Raw genomic sequence first — 23,139 nt, 5'->3', positions numbered from 1 at the left:
TTGCCAAGTAGATACCCCTTAATCCAATTTAGGGATATTGTTTTCAGCTAACCCATTCCATCTTAGAGAGTGTGTCATTATCTGAAGACTATTGGAGCACACCCCTAACTCTACAGATCATCGCCCCTGCGCAGCTATATTCAAAGACCCGCTCTAGATGATAAGCGGAATTCCGTCTTGTCATATGGCAAGAAAAGATATCCATTAAAACAGAAAACGTTTACAGGACGTTTATATTTTTCTTTTATAGCATAGAAATGAGAGCAGGAAAATCTATCAATATAAACTTTTCTGAAGACCGGCGATTCTTTGATGAACGCAGCAATTCAAAGATTGCCCCTAGCCCGGAACACTCGATCGAAGTTTGGACATTAGAAATAGTCCATCATTCAAAATTTAAACCAGAATATATTTTGACAGCATTAAAAACCAAACCCTAATCCCTGGAATATTTATAATTAAAAATAACCGCAATCTTTTATACTCAATCTATATCATGGAAGAACCAGCAAAATCACCCGACCTTTCTGACGCAGAGCGAAAAGCACTGGAAGAGCTTATGCCCGATGAAATGAATGAAATCATCAGCTCAGGCATTAAACGCCGTCATTTTTTAAAACTTTTTGCTGTCACGGGCGCCAGCGTAATTGCGGCGCATTTACTGGGGATAGAACAGTTAATGGCACGAAGTGCTCCGATAGAGGATCTGAAGCCTTTTTCTATTGAAAATGGGAGAAATATATCTTTTTCCGTTAATGGCACCAAGCAGAAACTTATGGTTGATTCCCGAATGACCCTACTTGATATGTTGCGTGAACGACTGAATCTCACGGGATCAAAGAAAGGCTGCGATCATGGTCAGTGTGGGGCCTGTACGCTGATCGTAGATGGTAAGCGGATTCTTTCCTGCCTCACACTTGCTGCAGCCTGCGAGGATAAAAAAGTTACTACCATAGAGGGATTGTCCACGGGAAATGAGCTACACCCTATGCAGGTCTCCTTTATCAAGCATGATGGGTTCCAATGCGGTTATTGTACTCCGGGACAAATCTGCTCTGCAGTTGCGCTAATGGATGAAGCTGAAAATGGCGATGCCAGCTACGTCACCGTTAACATTCGTAAAAAAAGCAAATCGGTAAAGTTGAACGATCAGGAGATTAGGGAACGCATGTCAGGCAACCTCTGCCGTTGCGGTGCCTATCCGAATATTGTAGATGCGATCCGTGAAGTTCACGGAGATGAGGCAGTATCACAGGTCTGGCAATTTGCAGATGGAACAGATTAAAAAACTCTTTATCATTTAATGAACTGACATTATGAGACCATTCAAATTTAATAATGCATCAAATTCTGCAGGAGCTATCAGCGTTGTGTCCGCGGATTTGACTGCAAGATATCTAGGGGGCGGAACGAATCTCATCGATCTGATGAAAGAGGATGTGATGCAACCCAGTGAGTTGGTAGACATTACAAGATTAACAAACTTTTCAGAGATCAAAAAAGTGGGTAAAGGATTGTCCATTGGCGCTATGGCCACGAATGCTGATACCGCCAATGATGAACGTATCCGTCAAAATTACCCATTGCTGTCCATGGCGATACTTTCCGGTGCAAGTGCGCAGATTAGAAATATGGCGACCAATGGTGGAAATTTGCTCCAGCGTACGCGTTGCAGTTATTTTTACGACGTAAGCATGCCATGTAACAAACGGAAGCCAGGTAGCGGTTGCAGCGCTTTCCAAGGGATGAATAAAGGTCACGCCATTTTCGGATGGTCAGAAAAATGTGTGGCAACTCATCCCTCGGATATGGCAATAGCATTGGCCGCACTTGATGCCGTCGTACAGGTTGAAGGTCCAGGCAATGCACAACGAAGTATACCATTTGCAGACTTTCATCGCCTGCCCGGTGAACAGCCTGAAATGGATAATAATTTAAAGCACGGCGAGCTCATCACATCAATTTACTTATCGGCAGACCGACTTGCCGAAAAATCGTACTATTTGAAGATTCGGGAACGTTCTTCTTATGCTTTCGCGCTTGTTTCTGTCGCAGCGGCACTGGAAACCAATGGCGACAGCATCACAGATGTGAGGATCGCTTTAGGAGGAGTTGCACACAAGCCCTGGCGCGCAAGAACGGCAGAACAATGGCTCATCGGGAAACGTCCCACTGAAGCTAATTTTATAGCCGCAGCAACGGCTGAGCTTAAGAATGCAAAACCTTTACAACACAATCAATACAAGATCGGCCTGGCCGGCAAAGCTATTTCCAGAGCCATGGAAGGCGCAATGCAGGGCGGGTCTTATGGAACCATGGAGGCCAGTAACAAATAAAACCAAGATTATGAGTGAAACGGGTAAACCGATAAGCCGCATCGACGGCCGGATGAAAGTGAGCGGAAAAGCAACCTATTCAGCTGAATTCAATCAGCCAAACATGGCCTATGCCTATCCCATTCGTTCAACAATTGCAAAGGGTAAAATTTTATCAATTGACGACACTGTTGCAAGAAAAGAACCAGGTGTTCTGGAAGTAATCAGCCATACAAATGCAATAAGGTTAATGCCAATTGATAAGCAGGCACTGGAGAAAGCAAATGCGGGAATGGTTTGCGAGTTCCTCCCTCCATTTCAGAGCGATATTGTCCATTACTGGGGCCAGTTTATAGCGGTCATTATCGCTGAAACTTATGAACAGGCCCGCACGGCAGCCAATAAGCTGAACGTAGTTTATGCCACTGAAAAGGGTGCAATTGATCTTAAAACTGAGCTTCCAAATGCTAAAAAACCCAAAATGCTCAATAAACATGATGTTCAGATCAATGTGGGAATGGCTGAGGGATCGCTGAACTCATCCCCTCAAAGAATTGATCAGGTTTATACGACCCCCGCTGAGCATCATCACCCGATGGAGCCCCACGCAACTATTGCCATATGGGAGGGATCAGATAGGTTGACGCTATATGATGCCACCCAGGGCGTTGAAGTGACCAGGGACATTACCGTTTATTTTCTTGGACTAAAAAGGGAAAACGTTCGTGTCATTTCGCATTTTGTCGGGGGTGCGTTTGGGAGCAAGGGATTATGGCTTTATCCAATAATTGCAGCTATGGCAGCAAAAGCCCTGAGTCGCCCTGTCAAACTGGTGCTTACCCGCCAAATGATGCAGACCAATGTTGGCCACCGTGGGGAAACCATCCAGCACCTGGCGCTCGGATCAGATTCGGTCGGGAATTTAAATGTGATCCGCCATCATACCGATACATATGGGAATCTTTCTGATTTCTTTGAACCCAGTGGAAAACAGTCTCTGATTCTGTATAAAGCACCGGTTCGTGAGACAACATACAATGTGGCCCTACTGAACCGCGGAACTCCTTTTTCGATGCGCGCTCCTGGAGAGACCCCAGGTACTTTCGCCCTGGAAAGTGCTATGGATGAACTTGCATATCAACTGAAAATTGACCCTGTGGAATTCCGTGTCAAAAACCATGTTTCCAAAGACCCGATGAAAGGGATCGGGTTTTCCAGCAACTATCTCTTGGATTGTTATCGCATTGGCGCCGAACGGTTCGGGTGGTCATCCCGTAACATGGAGCCCAGGCAGCGGCGCCAGGGAAAATATCTTGTCGGTTATGGGATGGCCACGGCAACTTATCCCGCCGGCCGTAATGCAGCTTCAGCAAAAGTCCTGATGAATTCAGCCGGAGAGGTGACGGTCATGACTGCTTCAATTGATATCGGGACCGGAACTTATACTGTATTGGCACAGACGGTTGCTGATGGCCTTGGAATACCTGTGAAAAGTATTGAAGTCAAAATTGGGGATTCCAGCCTGCCGGCGTCACCTTTTGCAGGCGGTTCACAGTCAACTGCGAGTATCCATCCCGCTGTGTTCGACGCTTGCGTGATGTTGAGAAAAGAACTCGCTTCAATGGCAATTAACGACCCCCTATCTAAATTGAACGGATACAGGCCCGAAGATATTGATTACGCTGACGGCAAATTATTTGTGAAGGGAAACGCACAGAAAAGCGATACCTATCTGGATATATTGAAGCGGGCAAATCGAACTGAGATAGAGAGCTGTGCAACCTCCCTACCCGTCTCTGGCAATGGCTTTACGGTACCATCACCGTGGTGTGTGACCACCAATACTCCTCGCGGGGAAAACAGTGACGTTCAGGAACATTCCTTTCATTCCTTTGGCGCCCAGTTTGCTGAAGTCTGGGTTGATGAAGATTTCGGAACCATTAGGATCAAACGTTTTACCAGCGTTCAGGATGTGGGGCGTGTGATGAACGAAAAAACAGCACGTTCCCAAATTATAGGAGGCGTGATTTTCGGAATAGGCGCAGCACTGATGGAAGCAACCGAATATGATAAACACCTGGGAAGTGCGGTAACGCGAACATTAGCTGACTATCATATTCCGGTGCATCTTGATGTACCGCCGATAGATGTTTATTTCATTGGCAAACCTGACCCACATATCTCACCCATTGGTGCTCGGGGTGCTGGTGAGATCGGGATAACCGGAGTTGCGGCGGCCATTGCGAATGCAGTCTTTAACGCTACAGGCAAAAGACTGCGCGATCTCCCGTTGACCCCTGAGAAATTTTTTGATGCTTAGCTTGATAATTGAGGCTGTAGCCCCTCTGAAGCCTGCTTCAAAAAATCAGAATTATTTTCATCTTGTCCAGAATACCTTCAGGCTAACCGGGCATCCACTTTTTTTTCATGGATGAATGTTGTTTTTTTGATGAAGTCTCCGGTAATCCAGGCATCTATTATTGATTTGGATGGATGGGAACTCGACTGAACTTATTCTAGTTATTAAATGATATGGCAAAATCTACAGAATCATTGGCGGAATTTTACAGGCATAAATTTGACAAGGCCAGCGAAAGCATGAATGACCACAATGGCAGCTTCGATGTTTTCCGCATTGAAGAGATTTTTCAAAAAAAAGATTCCCGGCCTAACTGTATACGCAGGGATTTTTACAAAATCATGTTGTATCAGGGAGAAAATACTTTTCACTATGGCAACAAAAGTATCCCGATCACCGGCAATACCCTGTTGTTTTTCAATCCCAATGTACCTTATGCATCAGATCCTCCGGGCGGAGATGACAAGGGCTATTTCTGCATATTCAGGGATGAATTTTTTAAAATAAACCTTCGACTCCGTTTAAATGAATTACCGCTCTTCAGCTCAGCAGCACAGCCTGTTTTTTCTTTAAGCGATCAAGAGTTTCTGGAGGCTAAAACAACATTCGAAAAAATCATAACAGAGAACAATTCCCTGTATAACTACAGGTATGAACTGATCAGAAATTACGTAAGCGAACTGATATACAACGCGATGAAACTTCAGCCTTCAAAAGATGTCCTTAAACATTCCGATGCCTGCTCACGGATCACTAAAGTATTTTCAGACTTGCTTGAGCGTCAGTTTCCAATAGAATCAATTTCTCAGCGCTTTGAGCTCCGTTCGCCAAAAGCCATAGCAGAAAAACTTTGCATCCACGTTAATCACTTGAACCGTTCAATCAAAAAAACCACTGGAAGGACAACATCCAGTCAGATTACCGAGCGGCTGATCGGTGAGGCAAAAGGCTTATTAATCCATACTGACTGGAACATCGCTGAGATAAGCTATGTGCTCGGTTTTGAAGACCAAGCACATTTTAATAGATTTTTTAAAAAAAACACTTCCGAAAGTCCTACATCCTTCCGTCAGGTTTGATTTTCGCAAATATTGGTTTGAAAATCACAAGTCTGAATTCCGGTTAAGCTATAGTTTTGTATCAATGATCCCCCAGGTCACATTGGACCGGCAAAAAAAACAGCGCTTTTGTCCGGATCTGCAAGGCTAACAAAATAAATTTGAAGAATATTAAATCAATAGTAAAACGTACCATGAGAAGAAACATTGAACAGGAAGAATCAAACAAGAGAAAAGTCGAGCAGGTATTAGCTGACTCGGCTCATGACTTCACTTTATTTTTCGAAACGCTTTTTTCGCACGACGTTGAATGGACCATTGCAGGCCACGGTCCTGTTGCGGGAACCTACCGAGGAATGGAAGATTTGTTTAAAAATGCCGAGTCTGCATTATACCAGCGGCTTGCCCAGCCCTTGGAGGTAAAAACCATTGGTGTCTGGGCAGACGGGGATGAGGTTTTTGCACGGATTGAAAGCAAAAGCGTGGCAATAGACGGAAAGGATTACAAAAATGCCTATATGTATATTATGACTATGAAGGATGAGAAAGTGGTGTCCGGAATTGAATGGCTTGATCTGGATGCCTATTATGATATTGTCGGTCGGATTAAACTTTAAAGTTATCTAACATCGCTTTTTAGAGACACAATGCTGGTAATCCGTAATCCATCTGGGGTTAATCCCAAAAGTTGAGGAGCGCTTTATTTGATCTCATCCCGAGTCGATAAAATCTTGAATTTAGTATAGGACTGATCGTTTGATTACCAAAATCAATTAATGGAGATGGGGAAATATCGTATACCGATTTTCTGTCCAAAATCAAATGTATGATGCATATAAAATAATTAATCCACGACTGACAGTTCTGTTCTTTCATCTGAAAAATCCCAAGGCATGAATAAATTGAAATCCCAAAATGATCTTGCACTGCATTCGGCTATTCGTGAAGGTGACCTGCAAACTGTGCTTGTTTTGCTTCGCTCAGGTATAGAGGTTGATCGTGCTGATCCCGAGGGCCTGACACCACTGATGGTGTCTTCTGGACTGGGCGAATTCCATCTCACACAGCTGCTTCTTACCGCAGGTGCAAACGTACATGCCATTGAGCCCCGTATGGGTGCAGCCGCGTTACATAAGGCAGTACAATCCGGAAATTCAGACCTTACCGGTCTGCTTCTTGATCACGGTGCCTTCATTGATCAGCAGACACCGATTCTGGGCAACACCCCGTTGATCGATGCCGTATTGTATAAGCATTCTGCGGTGGTCAGACTTCTCCTGCAACGTGGTGCGCGCCCGACTATCGCCAATCACTGGGGGCAAACTCCAATTGACATTGCGCAGATGGATGGGCTTGCTGAGATCTCAGGTTATCTGGAAGAGAAACGATCAGAAAATGAAAACAAACTTGAAAGCCTAAAACTCGTCGCTGCGGTCAGGTCAGGAAATACCGGAGAGGTTGAGCGCCTCATTTCAGCAGGCTACCCCCTTGACGAACAGGTGCCCACTATCGGTAGCGCAGACGATCATTATACCCCCCTTGGGATTGCGGCCAAGGAGGGACATGCTGATATCGCATCGGCACTGCTTAAAGCGGGTGCAGATCAGCGGCGTATTATTGGACTGATGGGCGGCATGGCAATTCATGATGCAACATATTTTGGACATACGGCAATTGTTGAGATGCTGACAGAGAAAGATGAAGGGGCAGCGGAACCGGCTGGCATAAATTTGCAGGGTGCATACAACGGATATACTGCGCTCCACGATGCGGTCTGGCACGGGCATTTTGACATTGCACGGGCATTGATGGCGGCAGGCGCCAAATTAACTGTCAGAGCACATAACGGGCAGACCCCTATGATTTGGCAGTGACTTATGGCTACGATGAGCTTGCATGGTTGCTATCTGAAAAAAACCACTAGTCTAAAGTATAAAATGAAATAAATTCTAACGGGCACCTGTCCTCTTATTCCTTGCCGGCGTGACCTAACGATATTCTTATGAACAACTCAGAAAACGAATCTATTTTTCATCATCCCTTTACCTTCCCTGAATCGGCACTGAAGGATTTGGGTGAGCGGCTGAGACACACGCGTTGGCCTGATCCTGAAACGGTAGGAGACTGGAGCCAGGGAGTACCGCTTTCCAGGATGCAGTCACTGTGTGATTACTGGCTCAACGATTACAACTGGCGAAGATGCGAAGCAAGACTGAACGGATATGCCCCCTCAATGACCCGGATCGATGGGATGAACATTCACTTTCTTCACCTGCGCTCTCCAGAACCCGATGCCGTGCCATTGATACTGACCCATGGCTGGCCCGGCTCAGTGATAGAGTTTCTTAAGGTCGCACCAATGCTTGCCGATCCCAGGGCTCATGGCGGAGATCCACAAGATGCATTTCACGTTGTGATTCCTACCATGCCCAACTTTGGTTTGTCCGATAAGCTGACCACCCCTGACTGGTCGCCCGAGCGTGTAGCAAACGCCTGGGTCGAACTAATGCGCAGGCTTGGCTATGAGGGCTTTTTTGCACAAGGTGGCGATTGGGGCTATGCGATCACGAATGTCTTAGGAGGTATTGGCAGACCCGCGGTTCGTGCAGTTCACTTTAATATGTTTCCGATATTCCCGTACATGGAAGCGCGGAATGAGCAGGAGCAGCAGGCGTTGGATCGATTGAAAACCTTTGCCAGTAATGAGAACGGCTATATGACAGAACAGATCCAAAGTCCGCAAACACTAAGTTATGGACTTACGGATTCCCCTGTAGGCCAGGCTGCATGGATTTATGAACTGGTGGTAAAATACACCGACGGCAACGCAGAAGAATTGATCGGTAAGGATGAGATTCTTGACAACATCACGCTTTATTGGCTTACTGCAACGGCGGCCTCATCTGCCCGTATCTATTGGCAGAGCATGTTAAGTTTTAAAGAGCACGAAATACAGGTTCCGGTCGGTTACAGTCAGTTCCCAAAGGACATCCATCAAAGCAGCCGACGCTGGGTAGAGGAACGATATCCGACACTCGTGCATTACAACGAATTGCAAATGGGCGGGCATTTTGCCGCCTGGGAGCGGCCGGAATTGTTTGTTAAAGAGGTTCGCGATAGTTTCCGTCATTCCAGGAAGTAGTTTTTAATTCGGTGGGTAACAAACTTTCAGGCCCCTCGAGTGATTAGATAATGGGACAATTAAATTTGTCCCTAGCCCCAAAAGAAGCCATCATTCACTGTTAAAAGACTGCAGATTGGTAAGCGGAATTATGAGACTCAGAGCGATAAGCTAATATCGTCTGCAACAAAAGAGTTTTACTTTTACAAATTTGGAATTCGTAAATCAATGATAAATGCAGAGATACCGATATCTCCATATGGTAACTTCCTGATGTTGGCAGATAAAAACTAAATCAAAAGGTAAGCACAGCAATGTGATTATGGTTACCTATTTTACAAAAAATAGCTATGTTTGCTACCTAAAGAATATCATTTAAGACTAAAAATCAATCCCTCCCCTACGCTAATTAATGAACCTTTTATGCTTTTATAAAATCACCCAAGATCAATAATGTCAAATTATAAATTTTACAGTTTTTTTTCAACGATATACCTAATTTTCATTTTTGCAACAGAATTATCTGCACAAACCCTTCTTCCTTTGGCAACTAATTTCAAGCCGGCATACAGTAAGCAGACAAGAAGCAATGAAGGTCTGCCCGGCAAAAACTACTGGCAAAATTCCGGGGATTACGATATCCGGCTTAAATTTGACCCGATAGGCCGTGTGGTTGAGGGGAAAGTAAACATTAAATACTTCAATAACAGTCCTGATACTTTAAAACAGATCGTATTTAAGCTTTATCCAAATCTGTATCAGGCACAGGCCATGCGCAATGTTCATATCTCCCCTGATGATTTAACGGCAGGTGTTGAAATAAAAAAGATGGAGCTGAATGCCAGTTTGCTGGACAAAAAAAAGTATGCCATCAGGGGAACCAACATGTTTGTCAAATCTCTTCGCGTTTTGCCGGGAGATACAACCTGTTTTGACATTGAATATCAGTACACCCTGAACAAAGGTTCTTTTATGCGCACGGGACAGGTGGATTCGGGAGCATTCATGATCGCCTATTTTTTCCCTCGTATTGCTGTCTATGATGATATTGATGGCTGGAACGAATACCCATACATCGGGAAGGAAGAATTCTACAATGATTACGGTAATTTCAAAGTTGATATCGAGGTGCCAAAAGCGTATTCTGTATGGGCAACAGGAACGTTATTGAATGCTCCGGAGATTTTTCAAAAACCGGTCTTGGAACGCCTTCAGGAAGCGGAAAACAACGGTGGGGTCATTGAGGTCATCACGAGGGCCGATCTCGACAACAACCTGATTTTTAAGGAGCGCAAATCTCGGATCTGGCATTTTGAAGCTAAGGAAGTATCTGATTTTGCATTTTCCGTTAGTAACCATTATGTCTGGAAGGCAAAGAGTATCATGACTGATCCAAAAACGAGAAGGCATACCAGAGTTGATGCAGTGTACAATCCAGATCACACCAATTTCGACCCGGTGGTCGGGTATGCCGCAAAGACAGTTGATTTGATCAGTTCCTATCTGCCGGCAGTTCCATTTCCTTACCCACACATCACCATATTCGAGGGCCTTGATGCCATGGAATACCCCATGATGGTCAATGACCTTCCTTTTGAAGGCGATGAGGCGGTGGAACTCACTGCACATGAGGTTTTCCATACTATGTTTCCATTTTATGTGGGAAGCAATGAGACCAAGTATTCTTTCATCGACGAAGGACTTGCTACATTCAGCGAGTTCACTTTTGGACCGTTGATCAATCCGGACATGGCTGACCATTATGATCTGAGTGCGATCAATGTTTCCGCGGGAACTGATCATGATGTGCCCGTTATGACCCCTACGCAACAACTGTATGGAAACGCCCGATTTTCGAATAAAGACCTCAAGCCGGCCCTGGGACTGAGATATGTGCGAGAAATGCTGGGAGAGGAAAAATTCAATGTTGCGCTCCGGTATTACATCTCCCGATGGGCAGGTAAGCATCCCTCACCGTATGATTTTTTCAACTGCATGAATCAAGGATCCGGAGTGAACCTGAACTGGTTCTGGATAAATTGGTTCTTTGAAAAAAACACACCGGATCTGTCGATATCCAGGATCAATAAAAAATTGATTACAGTACAGCGTACGGGCGCTGGAATGGTTCCTGTCCATCTGAAAATAACGTATGCAGACGGGACGGTTCGGAACATCACCAAAAACATTGGATGCTGGCAGTCAGGCTTAAGAAATATAGATATTCCCCTGCCGTCGAAACCCGGAATGATAAAGGTGGTACTGGGTGATGGCTTTGATGCCGATACGGATGTGTCAAACAACACATGGACAAATAAAATGAAGTAGTCCTCGTTCATTTTCCTTTCCCTATGAATGTTCAAATACCTTGTAGACTCACGAACCTGCAGACGACAGCCCTTCTGATTAACATACTGCAAGAGGTACCCGCTCAGCGTTTATCTGCTTCACAAACCGGTTGAGTAATCAAAGATCGAAGCTATGAAAGCCTTTTTCATTTGCATTAAAAACAATAATTTTCAAATGGCGTTTTATCATTCAGGTGATTGGTAGTACATCATTTCGCTTGACATTAATTACAATCTTGACATGGAACTAAAGAAAATACATATCTTAATTGTTGGTGGCTATGGGCTTGTTGGAAGTAACATTGCTCGGTTGCTCAGAGCGCATTATCCATATATCGAACTGATCCTGGCCGGTAGAAATCCCGAAAACGGGGAGCAATTGGCTAAAGAGTTGAACAATGCCAAAACTGTTCTGCTTGATCTGGATAAAGGCTTCAATTTAAGCAATTACGCACCTGTTGATCTGATCATAACCGCAATGGAGGATCACAGCAACATTTTGAGGGAAACTGCAATTTCCCATGGAATAGCATGTATAACAGTAAGCGAGGTTGCTGATCAGATTGCTCCAACAGCATTTTTGAGTTTACATCAAAAAATTACAGCTCCTGTTGTTTTTGCAGGTCATTGGCAGGCAGGAATATTAACCCTGGTCACAAAACAGCTTGCAACAAGATTTAAAGATATTGCCCGGGTAACAACTGCAGGAATCTACGATGAGCGGGATCCCATCGGACCACTGCTGGAAAGCCAGGTAGATAATTTTGTGGACAAAGCACTGATGCGGAAAGCTGGCAACTGGATGTTTGTGAAGGCAAAAGATAACGGAAGAGCAATCGAACTGTTTGATCGGACGCTTGTAACAGGTTATCCCATGAGTACGCTCGATGTCCCAAGCATTGCGGCTTTTACCGACGCCTCGGATATTCGGTTTGATTTTGCCACAGGCAAATCAGTCGGAACTGCGAAAGGCATGGAAGCCTCACATGATATGTACATTGAAATAGAAGGCGTTTTATTGTCCGGCGAAGAAAAAAAACTACGTACACTGGTATCCGGTCCAAAAGGAAACGCCCATCTCACAGGCGTTGGTGTATTTTTAATCGCAGACGCAATACTGGGTGCCGGAGGTCAATCAGCACCGTTAAATGGCGGGCTGTACCTTCCTGAGACCATTATAAAAACTGAGAACATCATCAAACGCTTAACTGAATTTGGAATCCACATCAATGAAGATATCGGTTAGCCTGATTGTACAAGCGGAACATTCAGCGCTGACACTGTCAGAACTTGATCGCTTTTATATTTTTATCACTACTTGCTAAATGTTTTCTGAAAAAGGCAAACAGTCTTCAGTGGGTCATAACAGAAGGACCTGATCAGATGATTTTGTTCGGTATCTTTTTTTAATTTTAGCTTATTCAACCATATTTTAAAATGCGATAACCAAATCGCGAATTCCCAGCCAAATTATGTCAGATTATATGAATCAGAATGCAGACTATTGGATCAAGAAGTTGGACCTTCAGCCCCATCCTGAGGGGGGATACTATAAGGAGATATTCAGATCCGGAAACGAAATTTATCGGGAAAGTGAGAGCAGAAAGGCTTGCACCTCAATTTATTATCTGATTTCGGACAATGATTTTTCTGCCTTCCATCGGCTGAAGTCAGATGAATTATGGTATTTCCATAAAGGCGAGCCCATTTTTATACATGTGATCAACCCCCAGGGTATCTATCAGTGCATTGAGCTCAGTGACTCAGACAGCGGAAGCTTGCAGGTCATTATACCACCTGATAGCTGGTTTGCTGCTGAAATTCCGGGAGGAGCCGGATTTTCGCTGACCAGCTGCGCGGTAGCCCCTGGCTTTGAGTTTTCGGAATTTGAAATGGGAGATAAGCAATTACTGATCAATGAGTTCCCTGAACACCGGGAACTGCTCATGAAACTCTGCAGATCGTTGTAATCAGGGAGCTTGCAATAATATTTTCGGTAACCAATTCAAACCACATATCCTCATGATCAAAGGTATAGGATGAAGCTTGAATAAGCACGCCTTCAACGCTGCAGCTCCCAGTGCTTCCTCATAAAAACTTGCCCTTAAGACAAGTTTTTAGAAGTATGATCTTTTGAGACAAACAAAACGACATAGGAAATGATTTATCTAGTACCTTGGAAGAAGACGACATGAGCCATTCAAAAAGACCTCAACAGCCCATTGAAAACTATGGTATTATTGGTAATCTGCAGACGACTGCTCTGGTATCAAAAGAAGGTTCGATCGATTTTATGTGCGCTCCGGACTTTGATTCGCCAACGCTGTTTGCATCATTGCTGGATTCAGAAAATGGCGGCTATTTCGCTGTTATACCTGAGCTGGAGGACTATCAGACCAAACAGCTTTATTTACCGGGAACGGCAATACTATTGACCAGATACTTTGCAGAATCGGGAATTGCCGAACTCACGGATTATATGCCGATATCAACAGCGGCTACCGATGGCGCTGTTGTCCGAAAAATTAAAACTATCCGAGGGACAATCCGCTTTGCTATGACTTGCGAACCACGATTCGGTTACATGAAGGAACAGCACAGCTCAAGCAAAACAGATAACGAAATCAGCTTTATCTGCAGCAGTCTTTCCCAAAATCTTAAACTGATTGCGGATGTGCCGCTTCGGATCAAGGATCTTGCCGGATGTGCAGACTTTACGCTCGACGAGGGTCAATCGGCAACAATCGTTCTCAAACTATCGAATCATGAACCGATTTGTGATCTCGAATGGTACAAGGCAAACGCATACCATCAAACGACATCCTACTGGAGGAACTGGGTAAACACAACCACATACGATGGACGTTACGGGGAACTGATTACCCGCTCTGCGATCACCCTGAAATTGTTAACCTCCATAAAATATGGCTCGGTGGTTGCTGCAGCGACTTTTGGGTTACCAGAAACCTTGGGCGGGGACCGAAACTGGGATTACCGGTTTACCTGGATCAGGGATGCCGCCTTCACGATGTATGCTTTCTTGACATTAGGCTATACGCAGGAGGCTGAGAACTTCATGGGTTGGCTACACGGTCTGTGTAAAGAAATAGATCTTCAACTCGTGTACCGTATAGACGGCAGTCCTGAGGTTAAAGAAGAAGTCGCACCACAATTCGAAGGCTATCAGCAGTCAAAACCCGTAAGAATAGGAAATGCTGCGGCGGAACAGTTTCAGCTTGACATCTATGGTGAACTGATTGATACGATATACATTTATAACAAGTCCTGCCGGCCAATTACTTTTGAATTTTGGACTTTAATAGAAAAGCAGGTTCTAACTGTTATAAGCAACTGGGACAAACCCGACCATGGGATTTGGGAAATCCGCAATGAGAAAAAATCTTTTTTGCACAGCAGATTGATGTGCTGGGTTGCGATGGACAGGGCAATCAAAATAGCCGAACATCGTTCATTCCCCTTTCCCAAGGCGGAATGGCATCAGGTCAGGAGTGATATTTACCAGGATATCTATCACGATTTCTGGAACGAGGATCTGAAGGCCTGGGTACAATATAAAGGCGGAGCACAGATCGATGCCAGTGTTTTGCTTATGCCACTCACCCATTTTATTGCTCCACTGGAACCACGATGGTTAAGTACCATGGAGGCCGTCAAGAAAAATCTTTTGCAGGATGTACTTGTTTACCGATATCGTAACACCGAGCATAAGTTTGACGGACTGGAGGGCGAAGAAGGTACATTCAACATGTGTTCGTTCTGGTATATCGAAGCATTGGCAAAAAGCGGCGAAGTTGAACTCGCAACAGAGCATTTTGAGAAAATGATCGGCTATGCCAATCACCTTACCTTATTTTCGGAGGAGCTGGGTAAGCGGGGCGAACACCTGGGCAATTTTCCCCAGGCATTTACTCATCTTGCCCTGATCAGTGCGGCTGTTGAGCTCAATAAGCAAATAGGCAGACAAAAACGGTAAGTGATGATGCTTGGTTTTCAAAGATGGATGTTTTTTAATAAAAACTAAGTTGATAGAATTGAATAACATTTAGAAAGAAATCCCATTTACCCACATTTCCTTCACCTCCTGTTCATCCTTTGGTAATAATTTATCTAACGTCTGCACAGCCTCTGCCTGTATTTTTTCGATAAGCGGCCGCAAACCTGTGTTATATGAATGAAATGCTGAATGATAATCCTCTTGAAAAATGATAAACGCATCAGCTAAAGCAGTCGCTCCAATAATCGCCAACGATCCGCCCATTCCTGCTGCTGGAGAGGCACAATAACCTGCGTCGCCAACTAAAGCGACTCTGCCTTTTGTCCAGGATTGCATTTTTATCTGACAGAATTTATCAAAATAAAATGATGCAGAATTCAACAATTCATTTCGAAGCTCGGCAGTTCGCCAGCCCATGCCTTTCATTTGAAGGGATACAATTTCTTTTGATTGATCTTGCTTACGAAAATCATAGCTAATTTCGTTTTTGGTCCTGAAAGTGAAAATAACATCCGTCTTGTTGTTATGGGCATAAAGAGCTGCTCCTTTATCAGGCTCTGAGTACATTTGATAGGTGCCGTTATCAACCAGCAGTTTATCCACAACAGCTATCGAAAAATATTGCCCCATGAAATGAGCAAATTCATATTCCTGTCCAAACCAGATTTTCCGAACTGATGAATGTATTCCATCGCATCCAAAAACAAAAGCGTAATCATCCTTAGAACCGTCCGTAAAAAACGCTTCAATATAATCCTGAGTTTCATTGAGTGCAATAATGCTTGTATTAAACTTCAGTACTGCATCGGTTTCTATCTGCGCATAGATCATATTGAGCAAAGAATCTCTTTCTATTTCAAATTCATCATCGGACAATTCTTCCCCTGGCTGCCTTAATACTAAGCTGAAGCCTGTCTGATCATTTGAATTTTTAAACTCCCATTTTTCTGGCCCGATACTCAATTTTTTGATCTCTTCGAAAAGGCCCATTCGTTTTACGATCTCCACTGTCATGCCTTTGATATCAACTGGTGTGCCTCCTTTTTTCAGTTCAGGGCCAATCTCCACGACTGTAACGTGGTAACCTATTTTATTCATCCAATAGGCCATGGTAAGACCAGCAAAACTCGCTCCTGATATCAGCACTTTTTTATTTGATTCCATTTTTTTTATTAACGATAAGGAGCAAAGTTCATTTTCTTCAGACTTTGAAAAAATGACAAATCAACGCAAGTATTGGATTAATAGTGGTTTTTGTTCCTGAACGTTATTGGAGAAATCCCGGTTACCTTGGAGAACAGTCTCGAAAAATAAGGATAATCAGCATATCCAAGGGAAAAGGCAATTTCCTTTACCGAATTATCGGTATGGTAAAGTAATCTTTTGGCTTCTAAAATAATTCTCTCTTGAATCAGGTAAGAAACGGAATAACCTGTACTACTCTTTATGCAGTCGTTTAGATATGGTGTAGAAACATGCAGTAGCGAAGCATATTGGTTTGGGCGTTTTAGGTTGATGTAATTTTTTTCTAGCAGCTTTCTGAAAGCTTTGGTCACTTTTTCAAATCGTGAAAAAGCCTCATCGGGTCTGGCTACATTTAGAAATTGCGACAGTAGATAGGCAATCAAGGCATTACAGCTGTCCCGTAGTAATGGGTAAAATAGTTTATTGCTTCTTTCTCCGTAGAAATTCAAACAAAGAGCAAAGCTACTCGAAATAACCAAGAAAGCATGTTTTTCCAATAAAAATGGAGCTGTAGTATTGAACTCCTCAAGTATATTGAGGTATTCCGTATTTAGGTTTTCACTATTTATGGACAAAGAGCTGACAATGATATCATCGATATGCAATACTCTATGTACCTGATCCGGATGCAGATACACAACTGCCGGAGCTGAAACCTTATAGGTCTTGAAATCAATTTCAATTTCAACATTACCTTTTTCCAAGATATGGAAAGTATAGCCCTCATCCCGATGCGCCTGGGCAGCATCTTGAGCTTGTTGTATAGTTGCAAAATAAGACTCTTTAATATTGTTTCTATCAATGGAAATACCAAGATTAAGCATATCTCCCATTGTATTGATTGGTATCTTATTTTTGTTTTTCCGCATATGATATCGCAACACAAGTCTAGTACAAAAGTACATTAAAATCGCTACCGAGCAAACCTCAGGTTTAAAGCACTTTTTTAAAAGGTCTTACTTGCCGGACCAATTGGTAAATAAAAATTGATGGTAAAGCTGAAAACACTATGAACCCTACTCCAACATAATAGACTCAAGGTATGAAGATGTTTGCAATCTTTTGACTGATTAATAGCTACAGAAGGTCAAAATTCAGCCTTCTATTGGGTAAACTAATCTGTTAAGCTCCTTTTGGATATTCCGACCCATACTACACCACCCATTCCGAGGCATAGTACACCAGTCATTCCGAGCCAAAGTACACCAGTTTTTGTTTGAGCTAATTAAATATTCCGAGGCAAAGTGCGCCATTTTTGGTTCATTTCAGGATTATTTTTCTCTGCCATTCCGACACATACTGCACCATTATATTTAACCATATTACGCAATTGGGCATAGTTTAACCCGCCAATTATATAGGTTTGGTAAGCATCAAGCTTACCCCTGTAGATATGGCGAACAAACTGCTCAGCATGAATAAGATTAGACAGATACTCATTTTCCTGGATCAGGGTGTCTCCCAACGGAAAATAGAAAAAGAGGTCAGGGTCAACAGGCGTACCATCGCGAGTTACCTCGAAAAGTTCAGATCGACAGGTTTGACTTTTGGTGGCTTGCTAAAGCTCTCTGATAGGGACATCGATGAGATTCTTGGCCTTATAAACGAAGAGGTAATGGAGGATGCTGACCCCAGGCGGGTTCATTTTCTTGAACATTTAGAATATCACAATGAACAGCTCGCCACCAAAGAAGGCGTAACCAGGTTATTGCTGTGGGAAGAGTATATTACCAATTATCCGGAAGGGTTCCAGTATTCCAGATTCTGTGATCTGCTGCAGGAACATAACCGGGCCTCGAAGGCCGTTATGCATTTTGAGCATAAGCCAGCTGAGATGATGCAGGTTGATTTTGCCGGTGCGCCACTGCATTATCTGGATACTTCTACAGGAGAACTGGTTAGCTGTCCGGTGTTTCTTGCCATTCTTCCCTTTAGCGGTTACGGTTACGTGGAAGCACTTGTAGATGCAAAGTTGCCTCAGGTTGTATCGGCACTGAACAAAGCACTCATCTATATCGGTGGTGTGCCCAAAGGGGTAAAATCGGATAATATGAGGCAATGGGTATCCAAAAGCTCAAAGTATGAACCTGTCTTTACCGAGATGCTGGAGCAATGGGCTAACCATAATAAGATTGCGCTCTTTGCTGCACGCCCGTATAAGCCAAAGGATAAACCAAGCATAGAGAACTTTGTGAGGATAGCCTATATGCGCATCTATGCCAAACTTAGGAACCAGACCTTCTACAGTCTCAAGGAATTGAATGAGGCAATCAGAATTAAGCTTAATGAACACCACCAGCTTAGTTTTCAACGCAAAAGTTTCAGCCGCTATGAGCTATTCCACAATAATGAGTCTGCACTTTTGCAACCACTTCCAGAAACATCATTCTCTATCCAGCACTACACCAGGGCAAAAGTTCAGAAGAACTATCATGTCGTCGTAGGTGAAGACTGGCACTATTACAGCGTTCCCTTCAGATATATCGGCAAGGAGGTCAGGATTTCATATTGTATGGACAGCGTTGAAATCTTCCATAATTGCACCCGGATTGCCATACATGTCCGGAGTTTCAGAAAACACCATTTCACAACCGTAAGGGAACATATGCCTGAAGCTCACCAATCCTTTTCGGATGAAAAGGGATGGGATCCTGAATATTATCTGAAACAGGCTGAAAAAGCAGGTCAGAACACTTATGACTTTATTCAAAAGCTGATGCAGAGCAATCCCGTCATCCATCAATCATATGCTGGCTGCGCCGGACTGATGCGGCTCTTGAAAGCCTACGGGGCGGCAAGAATGGAAGCTGCCTGCAAAAGAGCACTCACCGGACACAGGTTTAAATATACTGTGATAAAAAACATTCTTGACAACAATATGGACATGGTCGAGGAAATAGAACAGAAAGAATACAGGACACCGCTACACCAGAACGTGCGAGGAGCTGAAGCATACAAAACCAACTAATAAAGATCAATATGAATACACAGAACACAGTAGACCAGATGAAAAGCCTAAGGCTGGGCGGAATGGCAAGGCGCTATGAGGCAACGCTACAATTGCCAATACACGAAATCCAGGACCCACATTCAATGCTCGCTATGCTTATCCAGGCAGAAATCGAGTACCGCGAGTATGCAAGAACAGAAAAATATCTCAGGTACAGTAAACTTAGATATCATGCCCTTCCCGAAGATATACTCTGTACTTCCGAGCGTGGCATTACCCGCGAACAGGTACTAAGACTCTCGGACGGCACTTTCATTGAACGTGGTGAAAATGTGCTTATTACCGGCGCTACCGGGTGCGGCAAAAGTTTCCTTGCCTGTGCACTGGGACGCAGTTCCTGCCTACTTGGATTCCGTACGCTATATTTCAGTATGAATAAGTTTCTGGATGCTCTTGCCCAGGCAAGGCTCGATGGAACTTACCTCCGATGGATTAAGGGGATATCCTCAAATAGGCTACTGATATTAGACGACTTCGGGCTTAAGCCCCTGAGCAATGATGCCAGGATTGCAATACTTGATATTCTGGAGGATAGATATGGCAACGGTGCGACAATAATAACCTCACAGCTGCCAGTAGATAACTGGTACAACTTTATAGATGAACCTACACTTGCAGATGCAATTATGGACAGGCTGTCAGCATCTGCTCACAGAATTGCACTCACGGGCAAATCCATGAGAAATAAAAAAAATCATTAAGTTTACAGAATATCGCTTTGTCCAAAAGTGATATGGTTAAAAGTTAGTGCTAAAGCCAGAACCAAACTGGTGCACTATGCCTCGGAATGTGGTGTACTTTGTTCGGAATAATCACCTTTCCGCCAAATCACTAACAAACTAACAATTAATGCTTTTAAACAAAGTTCGTTTCTGATGGAGGGGGATCAGTGCATTCTGGCTTGCGCAGGCGTAGCCGTATGGATTGTAGCCGCAAATAAAAGCCTTCATTTACATTCCTTTTTGCTTTTAAATATAGTCACAGTACTGAGGGCTCCAGTCGTTGAAAGATAAAGTGGCAAAGTGCCACCTTATAAATTAAGGCTATTTGTTTTGGCAAGCCGATGGCAAAGGTCAACTATGGTTTGGGCATGTTGATGTCCGGGACCGTATATAATAGTTTTCAGCTAATGTTCCTCACTTGAAAACCTGCGGATATTTTGGATATTCTATTGACTATCCCTCAAAATTCTTTTTTACCAGGCGCATGAAGAGACTTTCGGGAATGACCCTTCTAATTTTGGAGAAAAGGGAAATGTCTTTTCCGGCCATATAACGAAGACGTTTTTTATCATCGGTAGCCGCTCTGAAAATAATCGAAGCGACCATGGCCGGGTCGGCCCCCGTGGTTTCGTTTGACCTTCTCACATTTTCCAGCACCTTGTTCTGATATGCTGTGTAGTCGGGATATGCGGATATATCGGCTGTGATCAATGACTTAAAAAAATCACTTTTAACCGCCCCTGGGAGAACAATTTTTACTGAAATGCCCAAGGTGGCCAGTTCATAGGAAAGCGATTCGGAAAAGCCTTCGATCGTGAATTTTGTAGCATCATAAAGACTTTGCATCGGGATGGGTATAATACCTACACCCGAAGAAATATTAATAATCGTTCCATCCCTTTTTGACCTGAAATGTGGCAGAATAGATTTGATGGTATGCATCACGCCATAGACATTGGTGTCAAACTGAGCCTGGATGAGTTTATCTTCGGTGGCCTCAAAAGCGCCGAGCACACCTATTCCCGCATTGTTCACCAAAACATCGATGCTGCCGAAAGTTTTGATTCCATACGCAATGGCGACGCAAACGGATGAGCTATCGGTCACGTCCATTTGATGGACATGGATATTTGGCATTGCCGCCAGGTCATATCCCTTGTCCGGATTTCTCATGGTGGCAATAACATTAAAATTACGCTCGGCGAAGTGAATGGCCGTAGCCTTGCCGATACCGGCTGAAGACCCTGTGATCAATACTGTTTTTTTCATAATTTTTTTTTGTTGCCTCTTTTCTGATCCTACTCAAAGACTGTGGGGTAATCTTTAGATATGATGCGATATACTGTTGTGGAACCTGTTGCGCCAATGAGGGGTAACGCCTTAAAAACTCCTCATATTTTATTCTTGCATTGCCAAAATTCAAAAAATCATTATCCTTGATTTTGTTCAGTAGGGTTGCTTCGGTAATGGTTTTCTGGAAGATGTACAGGTTGGGAATCCTGGCATATTGTTGTTCAAAAACCCGAAAGGATATGGTGTACAATTGTGTAGTTACGACCGCCTGGATGGCATCTGTCGCGGGCTGTGTCGCATAATAACTTTCCAGATTGGCAAAAAACTGATTTTCCCGGATAAAATATTTGGTTACCCTGTTGCCGTTCAGGTCAGAACCGAACAAATGCAGCACACCGCTTTCCACAAAGGCAATCTCTTTGGCGACTTTATCAAAGGGCTGAAAATAGTCCTCAGCCTGCAGTTCTTTGTAGGTAAATAACGGGGCGATGAGGTCAATGTCATGCTTCGAAAGGATTCCTCCGAACGCCAGCGCGGATCTTAGTTTTTCCATGATGCGATAAGTTTATGTTTAATTGCACTCTCGGCACAAGATATCACTGCATGCGCTGCAGAAATGGGCATCCACTGTAATTCCCGTTTTGCTTTGTTCAAATCAACACGTCGCTGTACAGTTTCAAGCAGCACGGGTTTCAGCAAGGGCTGAAAGAGAGATAGCAGTCTGGTAAACATTCCAGGCATCTCATAACGCGGAATTTTTATTTCGGGATAGGTCTGTTTAAGCATTATTGCAATGTCTTTAAAGCTCATGCGCGCCGAAGCTGCAATATACCTGTTTCCTGCTGCTTTAGGCATCTCCATGACCCTTATCAACAGGTCTGCTACCGACCGAACGTCAACAACATCAAATCGGATCTTTGGCAGGGCCGGCAGGCTTCCGTTGAGCAAGGAAATGACGATATTTGCAGATGTGCCGAAATCATTCTCCAGTATGGGACCGAGGATCGCTCCGGGACAAACGGTCGAGAGTTCGAGACCTGTATCATTATTCTTCAAATAATCCCATGCGGCCTTTTCCGCTATTGTTTTGCTTCGATAGTAGGCGGTAGTATCTTTTAAATTGTTTTCATCCGTCCAGCTGTTTTCATCCAATGTCTGTTTCAATTCCTGAGAGGATTTTCCGTAGGCGATTGCACCGATGGAGGAAGTGACCACTATCCGTTTAACCCCGTTCAGGGTGGCTGCCTCCATAATGTCCAATGTTCCTGATCTGGCCGGAAGCAGAAGATCACTTTCACTTTTTGGTAAACCTGCTGGAAAGGGAGAAGCGATATGTTGTACAAAGTCCATATTTTTTGTTAGTTCTCTCCAGATATTTCTGTCCAGAAGATCGGCTTCAGCAAAAGTTAAATTATCACTGTTCGTGGTGTACTTGCCAATGGTATTTCTGATCGAATCAGCTCTATCCATGTCCCTTAGCGTACCCAAGACGTGATATCCCTTCTGTAAAAGCTGAATGGCCGTATGCGATCCCAGAAATCCTGTCACGCCTGTAAGTAATACCCTTTTATGTTCAGGTGTTGAATTCATGATACAAAGTTCATCAACGAAAAACCTGTTACAGTTAACATTTGGTAAATAAAATCCTTCGTA

Annotated in this window: 20 protein-coding genes; 14 read left to right on the top strand and 6 right to left on the bottom strand. The window is 43.8% G+C overall.

Going from position 1 to position 23,139, the window contains the following annotated elements:
* Positions 1-257 precede the first annotated feature (257 nt).
* From EA772_RS14160 to EA772_RS14105, 12 genes are all read left to right on the top strand, one after another.
* The gene (locus EA772_RS14160) at positions 258-440 is read left to right on the top strand and encodes a hypothetical protein (RefSeq protein ID WP_124913776.1); all 183 of its coding nucleotides are present in this window, start codon (positions 258-260) and stop codon (positions 438-440) included.
* A gap of 239 nt (positions 441-679) precedes the next feature.
* Positions 680-1,285, top strand: coding sequence for a 2Fe-2S iron-sulfur cluster-binding protein (locus EA772_RS14155; protein ID WP_246834101.1), 606 nt, complete (start codon positions 680-682; stop codon positions 1,283-1,285).
* Positions 1,286-1,316: 31 nt separating this feature from the next.
* The gene (locus EA772_RS14150) at positions 1,317-2,336 is read left to right on the top strand and encodes a xanthine dehydrogenase family protein subunit M (RefSeq protein ID WP_124913774.1); all 1,020 of its coding nucleotides are present in this window, start codon (positions 1,317-1,319) and stop codon (positions 2,334-2,336) included.
* A gap of 10 nt (positions 2,337-2,346) precedes the next feature.
* Positions 2,347-4,635 (top strand): xanthine dehydrogenase family protein molybdopterin-binding subunit, encoded by a 2,289-nt coding sequence (locus tag EA772_RS14145; RefSeq protein WP_168187557.1) that lies wholly within the window; start codon positions 2,347-2,349, stop codon positions 4,633-4,635.
* 212 nt (positions 4,636-4,847) lie between these two features.
* Positions 4,848-5,753, top strand: coding sequence for an AraC family transcriptional regulator (locus EA772_RS14140; protein WP_124913772.1), 906 nt, complete (start codon positions 4,848-4,850; stop codon positions 5,751-5,753).
* A 140-nt stretch (positions 5,754-5,893) separates the two neighbouring features.
* Entirely contained in the window at positions 5,894-6,349 is a 456-nt protein-coding gene (locus EA772_RS14135; RefSeq protein ID WP_148093298.1) for a nuclear transport factor 2 family protein, read from the top strand.
* Between the two features lie 276 nt (positions 6,350-6,625).
* A complete protein-coding gene (locus tag EA772_RS14130) occupies positions 6,626-7,606 on the top strand; it encodes an ankyrin repeat domain-containing protein (protein WP_210405039.1) in 981 nt (326 codons plus the stop codon).
* A gap of 128 nt (positions 7,607-7,734) precedes the next feature.
* Positions 7,735-8,874 carry an epoxide hydrolase family protein gene (locus EA772_RS14125; protein WP_124913770.1) on the top strand — a complete coding sequence of 380 codons (1,140 nt, stop codon included), beginning with the start codon at positions 7,735-7,737 and terminating at the stop codon, positions 8,872-8,874.
* A gap of 432 nt (positions 8,875-9,306) precedes the next feature.
* Positions 9,307-11,181 carry a M1 family metallopeptidase gene (locus tag EA772_RS14120; protein WP_124913769.1) on the top strand — a complete coding sequence of 625 codons (1,875 nt, stop codon included), beginning with the start codon at positions 9,307-9,309 and terminating at the stop codon, positions 11,179-11,181.
* Positions 11,182-11,442: 261 nt separating this feature from the next.
* Positions 11,443-12,447, top strand: coding sequence for a hypothetical protein (locus EA772_RS14115; RefSeq protein ID WP_124913768.1), 1,005 nt, complete (start codon positions 11,443-11,445; stop codon positions 12,445-12,447).
* 226 nt (positions 12,448-12,673) lie between these two features.
* Positions 12,674-13,171, top strand: a complete 498-nt coding sequence (locus tag EA772_RS14110; RefSeq protein ID WP_210405038.1) for a cupin domain-containing protein — start codon at positions 12,674-12,676, stop codon at positions 13,169-13,171.
* Between the two features lie 206 nt (positions 13,172-13,377).
* Positions 13,378-15,195 (top strand): glycoside hydrolase family 15 protein, encoded by a 1,818-nt coding sequence (locus tag EA772_RS14105; RefSeq protein WP_246833936.1) that lies wholly within the window; start codon positions 13,378-13,380, stop codon positions 15,193-15,195.
* A 69-nt stretch (positions 15,196-15,264) separates the two neighbouring features.
* Here EA772_RS14105 and EA772_RS14100 read toward each other — a convergent pair whose 3' ends face one another.
* The 3 genes from EA772_RS14100 to EA772_RS22095 form a co-directional block, all read right to left on the bottom strand.
* The gene (locus tag EA772_RS14100; RefSeq protein WP_124913767.1) at positions 15,265-16,380 is read right to left on the bottom strand and encodes an FAD-dependent monooxygenase; all 1,116 of its coding nucleotides are present in this window, start codon (positions 16,378-16,380) and stop codon (positions 15,265-15,267) included.
* 77 nt (positions 16,381-16,457) lie between these two features.
* A complete protein-coding gene (locus EA772_RS14095) occupies positions 16,458-17,294 on the bottom strand; it encodes an AraC family transcriptional regulator (RefSeq protein ID WP_124913766.1) in 837 nt (278 codons plus the stop codon).
* A gap of 392 nt (positions 17,295-17,686) precedes the next feature.
* Positions 17,687-17,926 carry a hypothetical protein gene (locus tag EA772_RS22095; RefSeq protein WP_168187444.1) on the bottom strand — a complete coding sequence of 80 codons (240 nt, stop codon included), beginning with the start codon at positions 17,924-17,926 and terminating at the stop codon, positions 17,687-17,689.
* On the opposite strand from EA772_RS22095, the gene istA reads away from it, so the two are divergent.
* Positions 17,855-19,429 (top strand): IS21 family transposase, encoded by a 1,575-nt coding sequence (gene istA / locus EA772_RS14090; RefSeq protein ID WP_371683154.1) that lies wholly within the window; start codon positions 17,855-17,857, stop codon positions 19,427-19,429. The genes EA772_RS22095 and istA overlap by 72 nt on opposite strands.
* An 11-nt stretch (positions 19,430-19,440) precedes the next feature.
* Positions 19,441-20,172 (top strand): IS21-like element helper ATPase IstB, encoded by a 732-nt coding sequence (gene istB, locus EA772_RS14085; protein WP_124910880.1) that lies wholly within the window; start codon positions 19,441-19,443, stop codon positions 20,170-20,172.
* A gap of 474 nt (positions 20,173-20,646) precedes the next feature.
* Here istB and EA772_RS14080 read toward each other — a convergent pair whose 3' ends face one another.
* Genes EA772_RS14080 through EA772_RS14070 form a run of 3 tightly spaced genes read right to left on the bottom strand, consistent with a single transcriptional unit; the run spans position 20,647 to position 23,076 of the window.
* Positions 20,647-21,462: an SDR family oxidoreductase gene (locus EA772_RS14080; RefSeq protein WP_124913765.1), complete on the bottom strand. Its 816-nt coding sequence runs from the start codon at positions 21,460-21,462 to the stop codon at positions 20,647-20,649.
* A complete protein-coding gene (locus EA772_RS14075) occupies positions 21,386-22,039 on the bottom strand; it encodes a Crp/Fnr family transcriptional regulator (RefSeq protein ID WP_124913764.1) in 654 nt (217 codons plus the stop codon). Before EA772_RS14075 ends, EA772_RS14080 begins: the two co-directional genes overlap by 77 nt.
* Positions 22,027-23,076 (bottom strand): NAD-dependent epimerase/dehydratase family protein, encoded by a 1,050-nt coding sequence (locus EA772_RS14070; RefSeq protein ID WP_124913763.1) that lies wholly within the window; start codon positions 23,074-23,076, stop codon positions 22,027-22,029. Before EA772_RS14070 ends, EA772_RS14075 begins: the two co-directional genes overlap by 13 nt.
* Positions 23,077-23,139 lie beyond the last annotated feature (63 nt).

It is taken from the genome of Pedobacter sp. G11 (assembly GCF_003860265.1).
GTDB lineage: Bacteria > Bacteroidota > Bacteroidia > Sphingobacteriales > Sphingobacteriaceae > Pedobacter > Pedobacter agri.
Note: the sequence above shows the minus strand (reverse complement) of the source record. Positions and strands in the feature narration are given on the sequence as shown.